Genomic DNA, 18,006 nt, shown 5'->3' on the forward strand with positions numbered 1-18,006 from the left:
CTTCACCCAATCGACCGCGCCCGGCGGAGGTTCCAGTATGCTGGCACAAGAAATGCAATTTCGCCTGGTACGTCTGGGTTACGCGATTAGTGCTTGCCTTCAGGCACTGCTGCCACGCATGGTGGCCTCGACCCTCGACCCCGAAGACGTGGTCGTGGTGCTGTCGGCGACCGGCTATACCCCGGAGATGGTCGAGTCCGCCCGTATCGCCCGCCAGTACAGCTCACACGGGGTGGCGATCACCGCCAACCACTGGGGGACTGAACATGCGTTATGACGTGCTGATGCGCGACATCTATGTGCTATTCAGCGGGCGCCCCCCGGCCGCGCGCCACGTGGTGCGGCTCTCGCGACTGGCCCTGGCATGCATGGCCCGCTGGGGCGGTAGTGGGTAGTGGTCTGTCACCTAGGGCTTTCCGCCACGGCGCACCGCCTCGAGCACCGGCTCCAGTTCGGTCAATCGCTCCTTCAGGGTATCGAAGGCCTTGGCGGCACCACCGAGTTCGCCGCTGCGCGCCATGGTCTCGAGCTCCGCGGCGGCGTCGCCCACCGACCGGGCGCCGACGACCAACGCCGCGCCCTTCAGCGTATGCGCCGCTCGGCGCAGCGCCACCGCGTCCCGTTCGGTAATGGCGGTCTCGATCTCCACCATCAGTCCGGGCGACTCCTGACAGAACAGCTCGGCCATCTCGTCCAACAGCTGGCGGTTGCCCTCCAGATTGTGCAGTGCGCCCTCCCAGTCGAGGCAGGGTTCTCCCCCCTCTTGTGGGGAGTCGGAAGTGACCGGCATGTGTGGGGAGTCGGAAGTGACCGGCATGCCGGCGTCCGCTAGGGTTCGCTGCAGTTCCTCGCCGGCGGCGAAGCCTTCCCGCCTGCCCTCGACGGCGTCGAAGAGCTCGGCGGCACGGAACGGCTTGGTGACATAGTCGTCCATGCCGGCAGCGAGGCAGCGTTCGCGGTCTTCCTTGGTGGCACTCGCGGTCATGGCGATGATCGGCACATGCTCGTCCGTGTCACGCTCACGCTCGCGGATCGCCCAGGAGGCGGTGAGGCCGTCCATCACCGGCATATGGATGTCCATCAGCACCACATCGAAATCGCCGTGGCGTATGGCCTCTAGCGCCTCGACACCGTTCTGGGCCAGCTCGACGACATGCCCACGCTGGGTCAGCAGGTCGATCGCCACCTTCTGGTTGGTCAGGCCATCCTCGACCAGTAGGACCCGCCGGGTGGCTGAATCCCGGGGACGCTCACGAGGAGCCACAGGTACCTTGCCGGTCGCGGTCGGAACGCCGAGTGCCTCGCTGACGGCATTCAGCAACGCCGACTGCTTGACCGGCTTCAACAGCAGCCGCGCGATACCCAGTCGGCGGCGCATCGCGGCATCGCCGGAGCGTGCGCTCGAGGAGAGCATCAGGATACGCATGCCGGCCAGCTCGGGACGCTGACGAATCCGCTCGGCCAGCTCGTAGCCGTCCATGTTCGGCATCATCACATCGAGCAACGCCAGCGGAAAAGGATCGTCTGCCGAGTGATCGAGCACCTCGAGCGCCTGCGCCCCGTCCGACACGACGGTCGACCGCATGCCCCAACTGCTCAGGATCTCCTCGAGGATCATGCGATTGGTGCGGTTGTCGTCGACCACCAGCACCCGTCGGCCATGCAGGCCGAGTGGTTGCGGCAAGGTCTCGACCCGCTCCTCCGGCAGGCCGAGATCGATGCTGAAGGAGAAGCTGCTGCCGCGCCCGTCGGGGCCGCTTGTGAGCCGGATCTTCCCGCCCATCATCTCCACCAGTTGCGCGGCGATGGACAGTCCCAGCCCGGTGCCGCCGCTTGTCCGGGTGGTGGAGGTGTCGGCCTGGTCGAAGGCCTCGAAGATCCGCTGGCGCTGCGCCTCGGGAATGCCCACCCCGGTATCGCGCACCTCGAAGGCGAGTCGCGCCTTGTGCTCGTCGAGCGCCTCGAGGCACAGATCGAGCACCACCTCGCCGGTGTCGGTGAACTTGATGGCATTGCCGACCAGATTGACCACCACCTGGCGCAACCGCACCGGGTCGCCGAGCAGCCGGTCGGGGATCTCGGGGGGAATATGCACGGCCAGCTCGAGCCCCTTCTCGTCGGCGCGTAGCGCCAGGGGCTGCAGCGTATCGCTCAGGGTATCGCGCAGATGGAAGGCCACCGACTCGAGTTCAAGCCGCCCGGCCTCGATCTTCGAGAAGTCGAGGATATCGTTGATCAGGCCCAGCAGGGTATCGGCCGATTTCTGGATGATGGCGACATACTCGGCCTGCTGCTCGGTCAGCTCGGTGCGCTCCAGCAGTTCGGCGACACCGATCACGCCGTTCATCGGGGTGCGGATCTCGTGGCTCATATTGGCCAGGAATTCGCTCTTGGCCAGGCTGGCCTGTTCCGCCAGATCCCGCGCCTGGCGCAGCTCGTCCTGCGAACGGCGTAGCTCCTCGGCAGTGGCCTGGAGTTCGGTGGTGCGCTCCGTGACCAGCTCTTCCAGACGATGGCGATGCTGCTCGAGCTCGGTGATGTCCGAATAGACGGCGACATAGCCACCATCGCGGGTGCGATGTTCACTGATCTGAACGCAGACGCCATCGCTGCGCACGAACAGATAGGGACCACTGGGGTTGCGATGCGCGGCAAGACGTTCGGCGATCCAGGCCTCGCTCGACGCATAGCCCTGGGGAGTGAGGCCACGTGCGGCCACGGCCCGCAGCAGGTCTTCGAAATGCAAGCCCAGCTCGACCACATCGCCCGGCGTGACGAAATGCTCCTTGAAGCGGGAGTTGTAGAGCACCAGCCGGTCGTCGGCATCGAACAAGGCGAAGCCCTCGGCGATGGATTCGAGCGCCTCGGTGAGTTGATCGCGCGCCGCCTCGGCTCGGGCCTGCGCCTCCTCGGTCAGCTTGACCTGGGCCTCGAGATGGGCGCGCTGGCTTTCCAACTCGGTGATATCGGTATAGATGGCCACCATGCCGCCGTCGCGGGTCCTGCGTTCGCTGATGCGCAGTTGCCGACCGGAGGCTGTCCTGACCGTAAAGGGCGGGCCCGGATCACGGCGCTGGGCGAGTCGCCAGGCGATCCACTCCTCCGGTTCCCGGTCGCCGATGGAGATGATCTTCTGGTACACCACCGTGCGAATCAGGTCCTCGAAGCGCATGCCCGGCTTGACCAGATCGGGCACTCCTGAATACTCGTCGCGGAACCGCGAGTTGCAGGTCACCAGGATATCGTCGGCATCGTAGAGGGTGAAGCCTTCGGAGATCGACTCGAACGCTTCGATCAGCTGCTGACGCTGGAGGCAGCATGGTGCGAACTCTCGAGGTTGATGCTCGCCCCTGTGGTTATCGGTCTCGGTTGGCATGTGCGCCCCTTGCCAGTGTTAGGGGAAGACGCCCCGCAACAGCTTGGCTTCGGTCACCCGCGAGACGCCTTCGATCAGCGCCGCGGTGCGCATATCGAGCCGATCCTGCTGTGCTCGGTGAAGCGTCCGCTGGAAAGCATCGAGCAGGATCGATTGCAGTCGTCCATTGATCTCGTCCAGGGTCCAGGTCAGGTTCTGCATCCCCTGCACCCATTCGAAATAGGACACCGTGACGCCGCCGGCATTGCCGAGAATATCGGGTAGGACGAAGATGTCACGCTCATGGAGGATGTCATCGGCCTCGAGCATGGTCGGCCCGTTGGCGCCTTCGGCCAACAGCCGGCAACTGATCCGGGCGGCGTTCTCCGCCGTGACCTGGTTCTGCAGGGCCGCCAGGACCAGGATGTCGCAATCGAGCTCCAGCAGCTCCGCGTTGTCGATCGGCTCGGCGTCCGGATAGCCTGCCAGGACCCGGTGCTCGGCGACATGGGCCTGCAACGCCTCCAGCGACAGCCCCTCTCGGCGATAGAGGCCGGTGGAGACATCGCTGACACCGACGATCCTGACGCCCAGCTCGGCGAGAAAGCGCGCCGCATGACTGCCGACATTACCGAAGCCCTGCACCACCGCCGTAGCCCCGGCGAGCTCGAGCCCCAGGTGCGCTGCCGAGGCTTCGATCAGATAGACCAGGCCGCGACCGGTGGCCTCCTTGCGACCCAGCGAGCCGCCCAGCACCACAGGCTTGCCGGTCACCACGGTGGGCACCGTATGGCCGACCTGCTGACTGTAGGTATCCATCACCCAGGCCATGACCTGCTCGTCGGTACCCAGGTCCGGTGCCGGAATATCCTTCTCCGGACCGATCATGTCGATGATCTCGGTGGTGTAGCGCCGCGTCAGGCGCTGCAGCTCCGAATGGCTTAGCGCGGTGGGATCGACCCGCACGCCTCCCTTGGCCCCACCGAAGGGCAAGCGCATCAGGGCGCACTTCCAGGTCATCCACATCGCCAGGGCCGCCACCTCGCCCAGGGCGACGTCCTGGTGATAGCGGATGCCGCCCTTGGTCGGCCCCATGGTGAGCACGTGCTGGACCCGATAGCCGAATACCGTCTCCACCTGACTGTGGTCGTCGCGCAGGAAAGGAAAGGAAACCATCTGGGCACGCTGGGGAAACAGCAGGCGCTGGCGCACGTTGTCGTCCAGGCTCATGTACTGGGCGGCCTTGAGGAGTTGCTGCTGCGCCAGGCGAAACATCGGCGAGTCCCACTCGCCGCCCCTGGCCCGTGCCCTGCCCAGGGTATAGCGAACGGCGCGTCCTAGCGAGGCGCCCTTGAGGTTCGACTTGACCAGATAATCGTAGGCACCGGACTCCACCGCCCGGGCCGCCAGCTTGACGTCGTCGAGGCTGGTGAGGATGACCACCGGCACCTGAGGCGCCACCAGGCGCACCCGCCACAGCGTCTCCAGTTCCTCGCTGTCAGGCAACACCAGGTCCAGCAGCACCAGGTGTACGCCGCCCCGGGCGAGTCGGGTCAAGCCCTCGTCCAGGCGCTCCACCGCCTCGACCTCGCACTTCAACTGGGTATCGGCCTTGAGAAGCTGCTGGATCAATCGGCTGTGCAGCGGATTGTCCTCGATCAGCAGCAGGCGTATGGAAAGATCGGACATGACCGGCACCCTCGCGATGAGCCAACCTTGGCCAAGCCATCCTGACAATCGTATAGCCTAAGCGTAGGCCAGAGCGACACAGGATGTATGGTCAGCTTGGCGCTATCGTGTCCGGACCATCGCGAAGCGCTCAGTGCATCTGCAACTGCGCCTCGCCGATCCCCGCAAAGGTCAGCTTCGCCCGCTGCCCGGCCAGCATCCCCACCACGCCGTCGAAGGTCCCGGTGGTGAACACCTCGCCGGCGCGGAAGCCGGCGCCACTCTCGAGCATGCGCGCATTGATCATCTGTCCCAGCAATACGGCGGGGTCGCCGCCGGGATGGCCACCGCGACCGGCCACCGCGACCTCGCCGTCCAGGGTCAGGCGATAGGCGGCGTCACGCATCTGATGCAGATCGCCGGCCGCCACGCCACCGCCCAGCACGAAGCTGCCGTGACTGAGACCATCGGCCAATTGCCACAGCGGCGGCACCTTGGGCCAGTTGGCGAAACGGCTGTCGACCACCTCGATCGCCGCATGCAGGGTCGCCACGCGGGCAACGATCTCCTCCAGGGCATAGGGCCTCTCGCGGGCCGGAAGGTCCTCGCCCAACACCACCGCCAGTTCCGGCTCCAGAAACGTCAGATGGTAGTCCTGGCGGAAGAGTCGCGCCGGGGACTCCTGGCTGAACTCGGCGAACAGCCGCGAGTAGCGCGGCACTTCGCCCTTGACGATCCCTCCCAGCTTCCAGCCCGAGGGCGTCCCCAGACGCTCTGCGACACGTGCCTGGATGGCATAGGCGTCTTCGACCGCGGTGAGCGGAATGTCCTCCGGCACCTCGATCTGCACGCCGCGCTCATGGGCCTCGATCAGCCGCTGGGCGCCGGCGGTGACGATGTCCTCGCGGGTCATTGCCGACATGCTTAGAACCCCTTGCTGAAACCGCGTGGCCGCGCCGGTTGTGGTCGATCGCACTCGAGAAACCGGCCATAACCCGGCTCGCCGGTGGGCTTGCCATCACGCGCGACTACCCGGCCACGACACAGTGTCAGCACCGGGCTGCCGGTCAACTCGAGGCCCTCATAAGGAGTGTAGTCGACGGCATGGTGCAATTCGGCATTGCGCACGGTGGTACGGGCCGCGCGATCCCACAGGGTGAGATCGGCATCGCTGCCGATGGCGATGGTGCCCTTGCGCGGATAGAGGCCGTAGATCTTGGCCGGGTTGGTCGCGGTCAGGGCCACGAAGCGGGTGGCATCGATGCGCTCTTGCACCACGCCCTCGGAGAACAGGATCGGCAGGCGCGTCTCCAGGCCCGGGATGCCGTTGGGGATATGCTGAAAGGCGGCCTGGTCGCCGTGCAGTTTCTTGCCCTTGGGGTCCTCGTAGCGGAACGGCGCGTGATCCGAGGAGAACACCTGGAAGACGCCGGTTTCCAGCCCCTGCCACACCGCCTGCTGGGCGGCCGGGTCCCGTGGCGGCGGGCTGCACACGCATTTGGCCCCCGCGAAGCCCTCCTGATCGAGGTCCTGGGCAGTGAGCATCAGGTACTGCGGGCAGGTTTCGCCATAGACCCTGAGGCCGCGGCTCTGGGCCCAGCGGATCTGCTCGATGGCCTCGGGCCCGGAGACGTGCACGATCAGCAGCGGCACATCGACCAGTTCCGCCAGCGAGATGGCGCGATGGGTGGCCTCGCGTTCGGCGATCGCCGAGTGCGCCTCGCCATGGTAGTAGGGAGCGGTCTTGCCGCAGGCCTCGAGCAACTCGGTCAGGTAGGCGATACAGTCGGCGTTCTCGGCGTGCACCATGACCATGGCCCCCTCGCGCCGGGCCATGGCCAGCACCTCCAGCACCTCGCGGTCGTTGAGCTTGAGGTCATCGTAGGTGAGATAGATCTTGAACGAGCTGTAGCCCTCCGCGATCAGCGCCGGTAGTTCCTCCTTGAGCACCGTCTCGGTGGGATCGGTGACGATCATATGGAAGGCGTAGTCGATAAAGGCCTGGCCCTCGCTGCGCCGGTGGTAGTCGTCCACCGCGGCGCGAAGGCTCTGGCCCTTCTGCTGGGCGGCGAAGGGGATCACCGTGGTGGTGCCGCCGCAGGCCGCCGAACGGGTGCCGCTGTGGAAGCCGTCGGCCATTACCGCGCCGTCGCCGAGCGGCTGATCGAGATGGCAGTGGGCATCGATGCCGCCCGGCATCACCCACAGCCCCTGGGCATCGATGACCTCGGCGGCATCGCCCAGGGCCTGGCCCAGCGCGGCGATACGTCCGTCCTTGATGCCGATATCGGCATGAAAGCGGTCGGCGGCGGTAATGATCAAACCGTTCTTGATGAGGGTATCGAAGTCACTCATGGGATTTTCCCTTGTCATTGTCATGTCATCCGTCTCAGCCCATGGCATTGGGCAGCCACAGCACCAGCTCCGGCCAGACGATGATCAGGAACACGAAGGCCAGCATGATGGCCAGGAACGGCAGGCTGCCGAGCATCACGTCGGCGATCGAGCCCCTGCCGCGCACCCCCTGGACCACATAGAGGTTCATGCCGATGGGTGGGGTGATCAGCGAGATCTCCATCATGATCACCAGGAAGATGCCGAACCACACGGGGTCGAAGCCGAACTGCACTACCATCGGCACCACGATCGGCACGGTGGCGATCATCATCGACAGGGTCTCGAGGAAGCAGCCCAGCACCAGGTAGAACACCACCAGGGCCAGGATCAGCCCGATCGGCGTCAGGCCGAGGTCGGCGACCCAGCGGGTCAGGGTCGTGGGAATGCCCAGGATGCCGACGATATAGTTCATGAAGAAGGCGGCGACGATGATCAGCAGGATCATCGCCGTGGTGCGGGCCATGGACAGGAAGCACTCGTGCAGCATGGTCAGCGTCAGCTTGCGATTGAGCGCCGCCAGCACCAGCGCCGCCACCACCCCCAGCGCCGCCGCCTCGGTGGGGGTGGCCCAGCCGCTGTAGATGCTGCCGATGACGATGGCGAAGACGAAGGCCGGCGGCAGCAGGTCGACCAGCGAGGCCAGCCGCGCTCGCAACGCCACGCGTGGTTCGCGCTCCCCGGCCACGCCCGGTCGCAACAGGCTGAACGCCATGATCGCCAGCATGAAGGCCCCGGCCAGGGCCAGGCCCGGCAGGATGCCGGCGATGAACAGCTTGCCGATGGAGGTGTTGGTGATGGCGCCGTAGATGATCATGTTGATGCTGGGCGGGATCAGGATGCCCAGGGTGGCGCCGGCCGCCAGCGTTCCCAGCGCCAGGCGCTCGCTGTAGCCGCGCTCGGCGAAGGCCGGCAATGCCACGGTGCCGATGGTGGCGGCGGTCGCCACCGAGGAGCCGGACATCGCGGCGAATACCGAGGAGGCGCCGATATTGGTGTGCAGCAGGCCCCCGGGCATGCGATTCAGCCACACCGACAGCGCGCTGTACATGCGCTCGGTAATGCCACTGCGTAGCAGCAGCTCCCCCAGCAGGATGAACAGCGGGATCGCCGTCAGCAGAAAGTCGTTGAGGGTCCCCCACAGGGTATCGCCGAAGGAATACAGCAGCGGCGTGCCCAGATACATCAGGGTGCCCAACGCCGCAACGGCGAAGATGGCCACGGCCACATGGATGCCCAGCGCCATCATGCCCAGCATGATGACGAACCCGATCAGAACCTCGCTTGCGCCGATCATGACGGGCCACCCTCATGCCGGGCCGCACCCCGTTCGGTAGCGGCACGCTGGGAAGCGTAATCGTGCCGCGCCTCGTCCAGTTCATCGTCGGTGGAGCGCGGGCCGAACTCGTGATTGAGTCGTTCGCTGCGACCGCTGACCAGGAGGGCCAAGGCGCGCATGGCCAGCAGCGCGGCGAGCGTCGCGAACACTCCCAGGCCGAGCACCCACAACCCCTGAGGGATCCATAACGGCGTCTGCAGCGGCGTGCTGGCACGGCTGTTGAATTCCAGCGTCTCCAGCAGCGTTTCAGTGCCGCGCCACAGCATGAACGCGGCCATGCCCGCCAGCAGTACCGCCGCAAGCGCGTTCAGCGGAGCACGCACGGCACGCGGCAGTTGCGTCAGCACCACATCGACCCGGGTGTGGGCCCGGTGGATCAGGGCATAGGCGAAGCTGAAGGCGACCCCGATCGCCAGCACGTAGCCGCCGATCTCGTCGATTCCCTGCAGGGAAAAATCGAAGAACTTGCGCGCGACGACCTCGAAAGCGATCAGAGCCGACAGCCCGAGTGCCGCGTAGCCGGCGGCAAGCGCCGCGCCGTGCGCCAGCGTGCGAGCCAGACCGAATGCGCAATCGGTGTTCATCATGGGAACCTCCATGCCAGGGCAGGAAGCGATCGCCCCCTGCCCCTTGGCGATCACGGGATGGAATAGCCTGTCGCTTCGCCGACGGTCTCGTTCCAGACCTGGCTGCACTCGGCATACTGCGCATCGCACTGCTCGCCCCAGACGGGCAATACCGCTTCCTTGGTGACGTCGCTCACCAGTTGCGCGGACGCCCCGTCGATGTCGACCAGCGTCATGTCGTAGGCGGTGTGATCCTGGCAGGAATCCTGACCGGTGCTACAGGCGATCGCATCGTCATTGACGCCATAGGCAATCTCCCACATCTGCTGTTCCATGTTGGAGAACGCCGCGGTCAGTTCTTCCTGCTGGGTCGCATCGAGGCGCTTCCAGGCATCCAGGTTCATGAAGTGCCCCTGGACGGAGTAGGACAGCGGCAGCGGCACCAGGTGCGTGGTGACCTCGGGCCACTTGCCGCTATTGGCGGCGGTGGGCGCGGTCACGCCGCAGTCGGCCACGCCGCGCTGCAGCGCCAGGTAGACCTCGCTGAACTGCAGGGTCACCGGCGTCGCCCCCAGGCCTTCCACCAGACGCGACATGGAGGGCGTGAAGACACGCACCTTCTTGCCCTGCAGGTCGTCCAAGCCGTCGATGTCGCCATTGCAGAACATCATCTGCGGGCCGAACGGCCACAGCGTCATCAACTTGGCGTTGAAGCGTTCCTGGAGTCGCGCATCCATCTTCTCGCGAATCGCTTCGACCACCTCGCGCTGCTCGTCGAGATCCTGGGCCACGCCCGCCAGGTCGACGCCCTCGAAAAAGGGATCGTCGCGCGAGGCCATGCCGATCTGCACCGACATCACATCGAAGGCGCCGGAACGAAGGTTGCGCAGGGCATCAGCTGCCTCGACACCGATGGCATCCATGGTGTTGTACATCACGTGCATGTCCTCGCGGGCGCTCAGGTTGCCGAAGAACGGCCGCTCTACCTCCTCGACATGAATCTTGTTGCCGGAGAAGTTGCCCACCACTCGCAGCATGGTTTCGGCTTGAGCCACACCGCCCAGCCCCACGCCACAACTCAGCGCCGCTCCCAAGGCGACACGTTTCAGGGTTGTTGCTTTCATTGTTTCACCTCTTTCCAGTTGGTTTGTTGTTATCGATCAACCGTCTCGAGTGGGCTTGCCTCGCCCGTGATCAATGGTTCAATCGACGATCCGTGAACACGTGTCCCCAACCCGTGATCCGGGCCGGATCGATCCCCGTCATCTGCAAGGTCTTCCACACGGTCACGCTGACCGAGTCATAGATCGGAATGCCGACTTCCTGCTCCAACTCGGCGGCGAGCCTCGCCCCGCGCAGGTTGGTACACAGGATGGTGATCGCCTCGGGACGCGCCTTGGCCACCTCGCGCACCATGGCCGCCAGGGTGGCCTCGTCATATTCGGAGAAGGAGAAGTTGCCGCGATCGTTGAGATGACGTTCGCCAACCACCTCGTGCCCCTCGGCGTTATAGTTGGCGATAATCGCCGCCTGGATATCGTCGAGGTAGGGCGTCACCAGTCCCAGCCGGCTTACCTCGGTACGCGCCAGCACCTCGTTCAGGGCCAGCACACTGGTCGTGGCCGGCACGCCGGTGGCTTCGCGAATGGTGGCGCACAGGCGACGGTCCGCCTCGAATCCCAGCCAGCTCGACGAGGTGCCGTTCCAGGCGATCACGTCCATCCTGGCATCGCAGAGCAGTTGTGCCGCAGCCAGCAAGGGGGCCGGATCGAACTGCGCCAGGGCCTCCTCGCGCAAGGAGATCTCCTTGACCGTAAAGCGCTGAAAATGCGCCGTTACCCGTGGCATCAGCTCCTGGAGCAGCGCGCTGGTATAGGGCTCCAGCACGGTATTGGAAGAGGGGGTCAGCATACCGATGAGCGTGCGTTCCATGAAGGATGAGTCCTTGTCGTCGTTGTGTTTTTCATGGCCTGTCGACAGGAAGGCGATCACGGCCTAAGAAATTTGGAATTCCGAATTTCAAATTCCTTTCCGTGACTCAAGAATTGCACAGCGCTAGAATTTTGCAAGTACACTTTGCTTCAGCCTGAATACGGCGTACGCCTGCGCCGGCCACGAACAAGGAGAACCTCGCCATGGCCGAAATGTCCCCCACCACCGAGAGTGGCAGCCCCCCCGCCAGTACCTCTCGCGCCACGCCATTGCGCCGCCACACCCTGTATGAGGCGGTGACCGAGCGACTGCGCGAGATGGTCCTGGAGGGCGAACTGGAGCCGGGCAGCCGCATCTCCGAGAAGCAGTTATGCGAAGCCTTCGAGGTCTCCCCCACCCCCCTGCGCCAGGCGCTCAAGGTACTGGCCAGCGAGGGGTTGGTGGAGTTGCTGCCCAATCGCGGCGCCAAGGTGACCAAGGTCGATCCCCAGGAGGTGTCCGACCTGTTCGAGGTCATGGCCGTGCTCGAGGGCCTCTCCGGCAAGCTGCTGGCGACCCGCGCGACCGACGCCGAGATCGCCGAGATTCGCGCCCTGCACGAGCGCATGATGGCGCATTTCCGGGACAACCAGCGCCACGAGTATTTCCAGCTCAACCAGGCCATCCATCGCCGCCTCAGCGAGATCGCCGGCAATCGCGTGCTGCTCGAGCTCGAGACCTCGTTGACGCTCAAGATCACCCGCGCGCGCTATGCGGCCAACATGCAACTGGGGCGCTGGGAAGAATCCGCCAAGGAGCACGAGTACTTCGTCGAGGCCCTCGAACGCCGCGATGCCCAGGCGCTCTCCGAAGCCATGAGCCTGCATATGCGCAAGACCGGCAATGCCGTGCTCCACGGCCTCCAGCAGGAATGAGCCCCTTTCGGCCCGTCCGTTCGCCTTTTGTGTGGAGGCACAGGCCTTTCTGTAAAGATATTAAAATATAATTTTTTGATTTTTATACATTTTTAAAAAAACAGTATTCTAAGTTTTGAATTTCTTTGCGCCCTGTCCTATGGTCAATGGGGTTGCCGGCACGACCGGCAGCACAAGGCTTCCCAACCGAGGACACCCGCATGAAGACAACAACAACGGCTTTCACCCGACACTGTTTCACCCTGTTGATGGCCATGGGCCTGGCCAGCCCAATGCTGGCCAGCGCGGAAACCCTGCGCTTCGGTGGCAATTTTACCGACGACCACTCCAGCAGCCGGGCCATGGAAATCTTCCAGCAGGAGCTGGCCGAGCGCACCGAGGGTGCCCTGACGGCTCAGCTGTTCCCCAACATGCAACTGGGCGGCGCTGGCGAGAACGTCGATCAGGTGAGCTCGGGTTCGATCATGGGCACCTGGATCGGAATTTCTTATCTGTCGCGTACCGTGCCGGAACTCGAGGCACTGAGCTTGCCGTTCGCCTTCGACAGCCGTGAAGAGGCCTTCGAACTGATCGACGGCGAGGTCGGCGAACTGCTCGACGAAAAACTGGCGGAAAAGGGCTTCACCGCCTTGGGCTACATGGAGCTGGGCTTCCGCCATGTCACCAATGGTGTGCGGCCGATCGACTCCATCGAAGACTTCCAGGACCTCAAGATCCGGTTGCAGCCCAACCAGACGCACCTCGATACCTTCCGCGCCATCGAGGCCAACCCGGTGTCCATGGACATCAACGAGGTCTATGGCGCCCTGCAGCAAGGCGTACTCGACGGCCAGGAGAATCCCTACAGCATCATCAGCACCAAGCGCCTGGACGAGGTGCAGACCTACCTGTCCGACACCGGTCACTTCTACGATTTCATCGTCGTGGTCGCCAACCGGGACAAGTTCCAGGGCCTCAGTGCCGACCAGCAGCAGGCCGTGCGAGCCGCCATGGACGAGGCCGTGGCCTGGCAGCGCACCAAGGCCGCAGAGGAAGATGCGGCATCACGCGAGACGCTGATCGAACGCGGCATGCAGTTCACCCCGATCAGCGACGCGACCCGTGCCGAATTGCGCGAGGCCAGCCAGGGCGTGGTCGATGACCTGCGCGACAAGATCGGCGCGGACATCGTGGATAGCGTACTCGCGGAGCTGGACGCATGACACCCGCCTGGCACCGGCTGGAGGCGTATGCCTCCAGCCCGTTCAAGCGCCATTTCCTGCACGCGTTGGCGCTGTTCGATCGCACCTCCTATTACGCCATCCTGGTGGCGATGGGCATGATGACGCTGTTGGTCTCGGCCCAGGTATTCGCCCGCTACGTGCTGTCGACCTCCATCGACTCCGCCGATGAGCTCTCTCGGCTGTTCTTCGTGTGGGCGATCTTCCTGGCCATTCCGCACGGCATCAAGGTCGGCATCCATGTCGGCATCGACGCCCTGGCCAGCCTGCTACCCCAGGCCGTCCAGCACCAGCTGGCGCGCCTGATGGCCCTGATCGGCGCCATGCTGATGGCGGCGCTGTTCTGGATCAGCCTCGGCGCCGTGGCCGACAAGTGGCAGGAGTTGATGCCGACCCTGCCGGTCACCGCCGCCGTCTTCTACATCGCCGTGCTGATCTGTGCCGGCCACGGTTGCCTGCACCTGATCGCCCAGGCCCTACGGCTCGAGCCGCTGCCCAGCGCGCCTCCCGACCGTCAAGGAGGGACCCCGTCATGACCCCTGCCATCATGGTTACCTTCCTGGGCTTCGCCCTGCTGCGCATGCCGCTGGCCTTCGCCCTGGGACTGGCCTCGCTGGTCGGCCTCTACATCGGCGGCATGGATTTCTCGGTGCTGCCGCAACGCATGATGCACTCGGTCAACAGCTTCCCGCTGATGGCGATTCCCCTGTTCATGCTGGCCGGCGAGCTGATGGTCGCCGCCGGCATCCTCCAGCGCCTGGTGGACTTCGCCAACTCCCTGATTGGCCGCGTCCACGGCGGCCTGGCCCACGTCGCCATCGTCGCCGGCATGGTGCTGGCCGCCGTCAGCGGCGCCGCCGTGGCCAGCGCCAGCGCCCTGGGCAGCTCGCTGGTACCGTCCATGCGCCAGCAGTACGACACCGGCTACAGCAGCGCCGTGGTGGCGTCTGCCGCCAACCTGGGCGCCATCATCCCGCCCAGCAACGCCATGATCGTCTACGCCTTGATGGCCGGTTCCAGCGTCTCGGTGGGCGGGCTCTTCATGGCCGGCGTGGTGCCCGGGATCATTCTCGCCCTCGGCTTCATGGGGCTGGCCTCCTTCATCTCGATGCGCCGCCGCTACCCCCTGGTCGGCGGTGACATCGGGCTCAAGCACGTCCTGGTCCAGACCTGGCGGGCGCTACCGATCCTGCTGATGCCCATCGTGGTGGTGGGTGGCATCGTCGCCGGGGCCTTCACGCCCACCGAAGGGGCCGCCATCGCCGTGGTCTACGCCCTGCTGATCGGCTTCTTCGTGACCCGCCAGCTGCGCTTGTCGGACCTGCCCAAGGCGATGTTCAACGCCGCGGTGACCGCCGCCATGGTCGGTGCGCTGATCGCCTTCGCCTCGACCATGACCTTCGCCTTCACCATCGACCTGATTCCGATGCAGCTCACCAGCTGGATCCAGGGTGTCACCTCCGATCCGCTGATGTTCCTGCTGCTGGTCATGGCGCTGCTGATCGGCGTAGGCATGTTCATCGAGTCCAACGCCGCCTACATCATGCTGGTGCCGCTGCTCGCGCCCATCGCCCTGGCCTACGGCATCGACCCGCTGCTGTTCGGCTTCCTGTTCGTGATGAACCTGGTGGTGGGCATGATGACGCCGCCGGTGGGCGTACTGCTGTTTGTGATGTGCGGCATCTCCAAGATCAGCCTCAACGAGCTGATGAAGAGCGCCTGGCCGTTCATCGCCTTCCAGTATGCGGTGCTGATCGCCTGCATTGCCTTCCCGGGCCTCGTCACCTGGCTGCCCCGCGCCCTGGGCTACTGAGCGCGCCCTTCGACCGCTTGCCTCATTCCTCCACCGCCCACGACGGGTGGGCGGCGGGGGCTCTTTATTGCCACAACAGAGCACGCCATGAAACTACTGGTTATCAACCCCAATATCTCCCGCGACGTGACCCGCTTGATCGAATCGGAGGCCGCGCGCAGCATCCGCCCCGGCACCGAGCTGACGCTGGCCACCGCCCCCTTCGGCGTGGCCTATATCGAGACCCGCGCCGAAGCGCTGATCGGCGGCTACGCCGCCATGCAGATCGCCGCCGAACAGCACACGTACCACGATGCCATCGTCGTCGCCGCCTTCGGCGATCCCGGCCTCACCGCCCTGCGCGAGATCATGCCGATTCCGGTGGTGGGCATGACCGAGGCCGCCCTGGTCAGCGCTTGCCAGCAGGGCGGGCGCTTCTCGGTCATCGCCATCTCCCAGCGCATCCAGGCCTGGTATCGTGAATGCATCGCCGCCTACGGCTTCGCCGAGCGCTTGGCCAGCATCCGCGCCCTCGACGAGCCCTTGTCCCATATCGGCCGGGTGCAGGAGGATCAGGGCGAACGCCTGGTGACCCTGGCCAATCAAGCGGTGGAACAGGACGGCGCCGACGTGCTGATCCTCGCCGGCGCGCCGCTGGCCGGCCTGGCACGTACGGTGGCCGACCGCTTGGCGGTGCCGGCACTCGACGGCGTGACCTGCGCCCTGATCCAGGCCCAGGCCATGGTCGACATGCAGGTCGCCTCGCCCATCGCCGGCAGCTACGCCCCGCCTCCCGAGAAGGGGTGCGACGGCCTCGGCCCGGCGCTGGCCCGACTGATCGGACGCCATCCGGCCGCCTGATCCTTGGACCACCATTGGTCGAGTTGGCTGGCGCGACCAACCGCGGGACAATGGCGACCAGGATGACCGTGGTGTTCTCGAATGGAGCCCTTTTCATGACAACGCACAAGGCCTCTGCCAGCGACCCGCAGCGCCGCGACGGCGAAGTGCCGGCCACCCCGCCTGCCAAGCGGCGAATCGTCACGCCATCACTGGCGGAAGAAGCGTATCAGGCGCTGCACCACCTGATCGTGCGTGGGCGGCTGCGTCCCGGGGAACGCTTGATAGAGCCGGAGCTGTGCGACGAACTGGGCATCTCGCGTACCCCGCTGCGCGAGGCGCTGAAGATGCTGGCCGCCGAGGGGTTGGTGACCCTGCGACGCAACCGCAACGCTGCGGTCGCCTTGATCGACGCCAGGGAGCTCGAACACCTGTTCGAGGTCGAGGCCGGCCTCGAAAGCCTGGCCGTCGGCCTCGCGGCCAGCCGCATGACCAACACCGAACTCAAGCGCCTCGAAGCCATGCAGGAACGCCTGGAACGGCTGCTCGACAAGGGCGACCGGGATGCCTACTTCGAACTCAACCAGCGCATCCACGCGCATCTCGTCGCCGGCGCCAAGAATCCGGTACTCGAGGAGACCCACCGGCGGCTGCTCGGACGCCTGGAGCGTGCGCGCTACCTGGCCCTGGACAGGATCGGACGCTGGCAGGAGTCGACCGAGGAACACCGCGCGATCCTCGACGCGCTCAAGGCACGCGATGGCGAGCGCGCCAGCCGCTTGCTGGCCGCTCACGTCCAACACACCGGCGAGGTGATTGCGGCCCTCAACGCGCGCTGAGGGTGGCGACTCCCTAACGTACTTCCAGAATCTTCAGCGTATTGGTGCCGCCGTGGGCGTTCATGTGATCGCCGCGGGTGAGGATCATCAGGTCGCCGGCGACGGTGATGCCGCGCTCCTGGAGGATCGCCATGGCCTGGGCGTCGAGCTCGCCGGGCGCCATCTCGCTGGTATCGAAGGCCAGCGACACCACGCCGCGGTACAGCGCCATGCGCCGCTGGGCGATGGGGCTGTGGGCCAGGCCGACGATCGGCAGCCCCGAGCGGATCCGCGAGGCGATCAGCGGCGTGTAGCCGGTGGCGGTCATGCAGGCGATGGCGGCCACGCCGGTGAGGTGGTTGGCGGCGTACATCGCCGACAGCGCCACCGTCTCGTCGACCTGCGAGAAGCCCTCGTGGATGCGGTGGCCGGACTCCTGGGCGATGCGCTCGCGCTCGGCGCCCAGGCACAGGCGGTGCATGGCCTCGATGGTCTCCACCGGGTAGTCGCCGGCGGCGGTCTCGGCGGAGAGCATCACCGCGTCGGTGCCGTCGAGCACCGCGTTGGCGACGTCGAACACCTCGGCGCGGGTCGGCAGCGGGGCGCTGATCATCGACTCCATCATCTGGGTGGCGGTGATCACCGCGCGGTTCAGCGTACGGGCGCGCTTGATCAGGCGCTTCTGCACCCCGATCAGCTGGGCGTCGCCGATCTCCACGCCGAGATCGCCGCGCGCCACCATCACCGCCTCGCTGGCGGCGATGATGCCGTCGAGGGTGGCCTCGTCGGCCACCGCCTCGGCGCGCTCGACCTTGGCCACCAGGCCGATCTCGGCGCCGGCCGTGCCGAGCAGCGCGCGCGCCTCCTGCATGTCGGCGGCCGAGCGCGGGAAGGACACCGCCAGGTAGTCGACGCCGATGTCGATGGCGGTCTGCAGGTCGGCCTTGTCCTTGTCGGTAAGCGCCGCGGCGGAGAGCCCGCCGCCCTGCTTGTTGATGCCCTTGTTGTTGGACAGCCTGCCGCCGACGAGCACCCGGGTGTGGACCTCGGGGGCGGCGACGCGCTCGACCTCGAGCACCAGGCGGCCGTCGTCGAGCAGCAGCCGGTCGCCGGCGATGACGTCCCGGTCGAGCTGCTTGTAGTCGCAGCCCACGCGCGCGGCGTCGCC

The 18,006-nt window shown here is 65.7% G+C and carries 17 protein-coding genes; 8 read left to right on the top strand and 9 right to left on the bottom strand.

Going from position 1 to position 18,006, the window contains the following annotated elements; translation table 11 throughout:
- The first annotated feature begins 37 nt into the window (after positions 1-37).
- Positions 38-277, top strand: a complete 240-nt coding sequence (locus ACFOEV_RS19105) for an SIS domain-containing protein (RefSeq protein ID WP_386776487.1) — start codon at positions 38-40, stop codon at positions 275-277.
- A complete protein-coding gene (locus ACFOEV_RS19110) occupies positions 267-395 on the top strand; it encodes a hypothetical protein (RefSeq protein WP_386776488.1) in 129 nt (42 codons plus the stop codon). The genes ACFOEV_RS19105 and ACFOEV_RS19110 overlap by 11 nt, the downstream gene beginning before the upstream one ends.
- A gap of 11 nt (positions 396-406) precedes the next feature.
- On the opposite strand, the gene ACFOEV_RS19115 is transcribed toward ACFOEV_RS19110, so the two are convergent.
- The 8 genes from ACFOEV_RS19115 to ACFOEV_RS19150 form a co-directional block, all read right to left on the bottom strand.
- The gene (locus ACFOEV_RS19115; RefSeq protein WP_386776489.1) at positions 407-3,376 is read right to left on the bottom strand and encodes a response regulator; all 2,970 of its coding nucleotides are present in this window, start codon (positions 3,374-3,376) and stop codon (positions 407-409) included.
- A gap of 18 nt (positions 3,377-3,394) precedes the next feature.
- Complete coding sequence (locus ACFOEV_RS19120) at positions 3,395-5,044, bottom strand: Glu/Leu/Phe/Val dehydrogenase dimerization domain-containing protein (protein WP_386776490.1); 1,650 nt, start codon at positions 5,042-5,044, stop codon at positions 3,395-3,397.
- A 130-nt stretch (positions 5,045-5,174) separates the two neighbouring features.
- Complete coding sequence (locus tag ACFOEV_RS19125) at positions 5,175-5,945, bottom strand: 2-keto-4-pentenoate hydratase (RefSeq protein ID WP_386776491.1); 771 nt, start codon at positions 5,943-5,945, stop codon at positions 5,175-5,177.
- A gap of 2 nt (positions 5,946-5,947) precedes the next feature.
- Positions 5,948-7,378: a dihydropyrimidinase gene (gene hydA / locus ACFOEV_RS19130; protein ID WP_386776492.1), complete on the bottom strand. Its 1,431-nt coding sequence runs from the start codon at positions 7,376-7,378 to the stop codon at positions 5,948-5,950.
- 34 nt (positions 7,379-7,412) lie between these two features.
- Positions 7,413-8,714: a TRAP transporter large permease gene (locus tag ACFOEV_RS19135; protein WP_386776493.1), complete on the bottom strand. Its 1,302-nt coding sequence runs from the start codon at positions 8,712-8,714 to the stop codon at positions 7,413-7,415.
- On the bottom strand, positions 8,711-9,343 hold the full coding sequence (locus ACFOEV_RS19140) for a TRAP transporter small permease subunit (protein WP_386776494.1): 633 nt from the start codon (positions 9,341-9,343) through the stop codon (positions 8,711-8,713). The genes ACFOEV_RS19135 and ACFOEV_RS19140 overlap by 4 nt, the downstream gene beginning before the upstream one ends.
- Positions 9,344-9,393: 50 nt before the next feature.
- Positions 9,394-10,446 carry a TRAP transporter substrate-binding protein gene (locus ACFOEV_RS19145; RefSeq protein WP_386776495.1) on the bottom strand — a complete coding sequence of 351 codons (1,053 nt, stop codon included), beginning with the start codon at positions 10,444-10,446 and terminating at the stop codon, positions 9,394-9,396.
- A 70-nt stretch (positions 10,447-10,516) separates the two neighbouring features.
- Positions 10,517-11,254: a maleate cis-trans isomerase family protein gene (locus ACFOEV_RS19150; protein ID WP_386776496.1), complete on the bottom strand. Its 738-nt coding sequence runs from the start codon at positions 11,252-11,254 to the stop codon at positions 10,517-10,519.
- A gap of 203 nt (positions 11,255-11,457) precedes the next feature.
- Between ACFOEV_RS19150 and ACFOEV_RS19155 the strand changes: the two genes are divergently transcribed.
- From ACFOEV_RS19155 to ACFOEV_RS19180, 6 genes are all read left to right on the top strand, one after another.
- Positions 11,458-12,168, top strand: coding sequence for a GntR family transcriptional regulator (locus ACFOEV_RS19155; RefSeq protein WP_386776497.1), 711 nt, complete (start codon positions 11,458-11,460; stop codon positions 12,166-12,168).
- Between the two features lie 200 nt (positions 12,169-12,368).
- Positions 12,369-13,370 carry a TRAP transporter substrate-binding protein gene (locus tag ACFOEV_RS19160; RefSeq protein ID WP_386776498.1) on the top strand — a complete coding sequence of 334 codons (1,002 nt, stop codon included), beginning with the start codon at positions 12,369-12,371 and terminating at the stop codon, positions 13,368-13,370.
- Positions 13,367-13,924: a TRAP transporter small permease gene (locus ACFOEV_RS19165; RefSeq protein ID WP_386776499.1), complete on the top strand. Its 558-nt coding sequence runs from the start codon at positions 13,367-13,369 to the stop codon at positions 13,922-13,924. The genes ACFOEV_RS19160 and ACFOEV_RS19165 overlap by 4 nt, the downstream gene beginning before the upstream one ends.
- Positions 13,921-15,201: a TRAP transporter large permease gene (locus tag ACFOEV_RS19170; RefSeq protein ID WP_386776500.1), complete on the top strand. Its 1,281-nt coding sequence runs from the start codon at positions 13,921-13,923 to the stop codon at positions 15,199-15,201. The genes ACFOEV_RS19165 and ACFOEV_RS19170 overlap by 4 nt, the downstream gene beginning before the upstream one ends.
- A gap of 87 nt (positions 15,202-15,288) precedes the next feature.
- Positions 15,289-16,041, top strand: coding sequence for an aspartate/glutamate racemase family protein (locus tag ACFOEV_RS19175; RefSeq protein WP_386776501.1), 753 nt, complete (start codon positions 15,289-15,291; stop codon positions 16,039-16,041).
- 95 nt (positions 16,042-16,136) lie between these two features.
- A complete protein-coding gene (locus ACFOEV_RS19180) occupies positions 16,137-16,859 on the top strand; it encodes a GntR family transcriptional regulator (protein WP_386776502.1) in 723 nt (240 codons plus the stop codon).
- Positions 16,860-16,872: 13 nt separating this feature from the next.
- Here ACFOEV_RS19180 and pyk read toward each other — a convergent pair.
- On the bottom strand, positions 16,873-18,006 hold a 1,134-nt coding region (gene pyk / locus ACFOEV_RS19185), incomplete at its 5' end, for a pyruvate kinase (protein WP_386776503.1).

Source organism: Litchfieldella rifensis (assembly GCF_042646605.1).
GTDB classification, from domain to species: Bacteria; Pseudomonadota; Gammaproteobacteria; order Pseudomonadales; family Halomonadaceae; genus Litchfieldella; species Litchfieldella rifensis.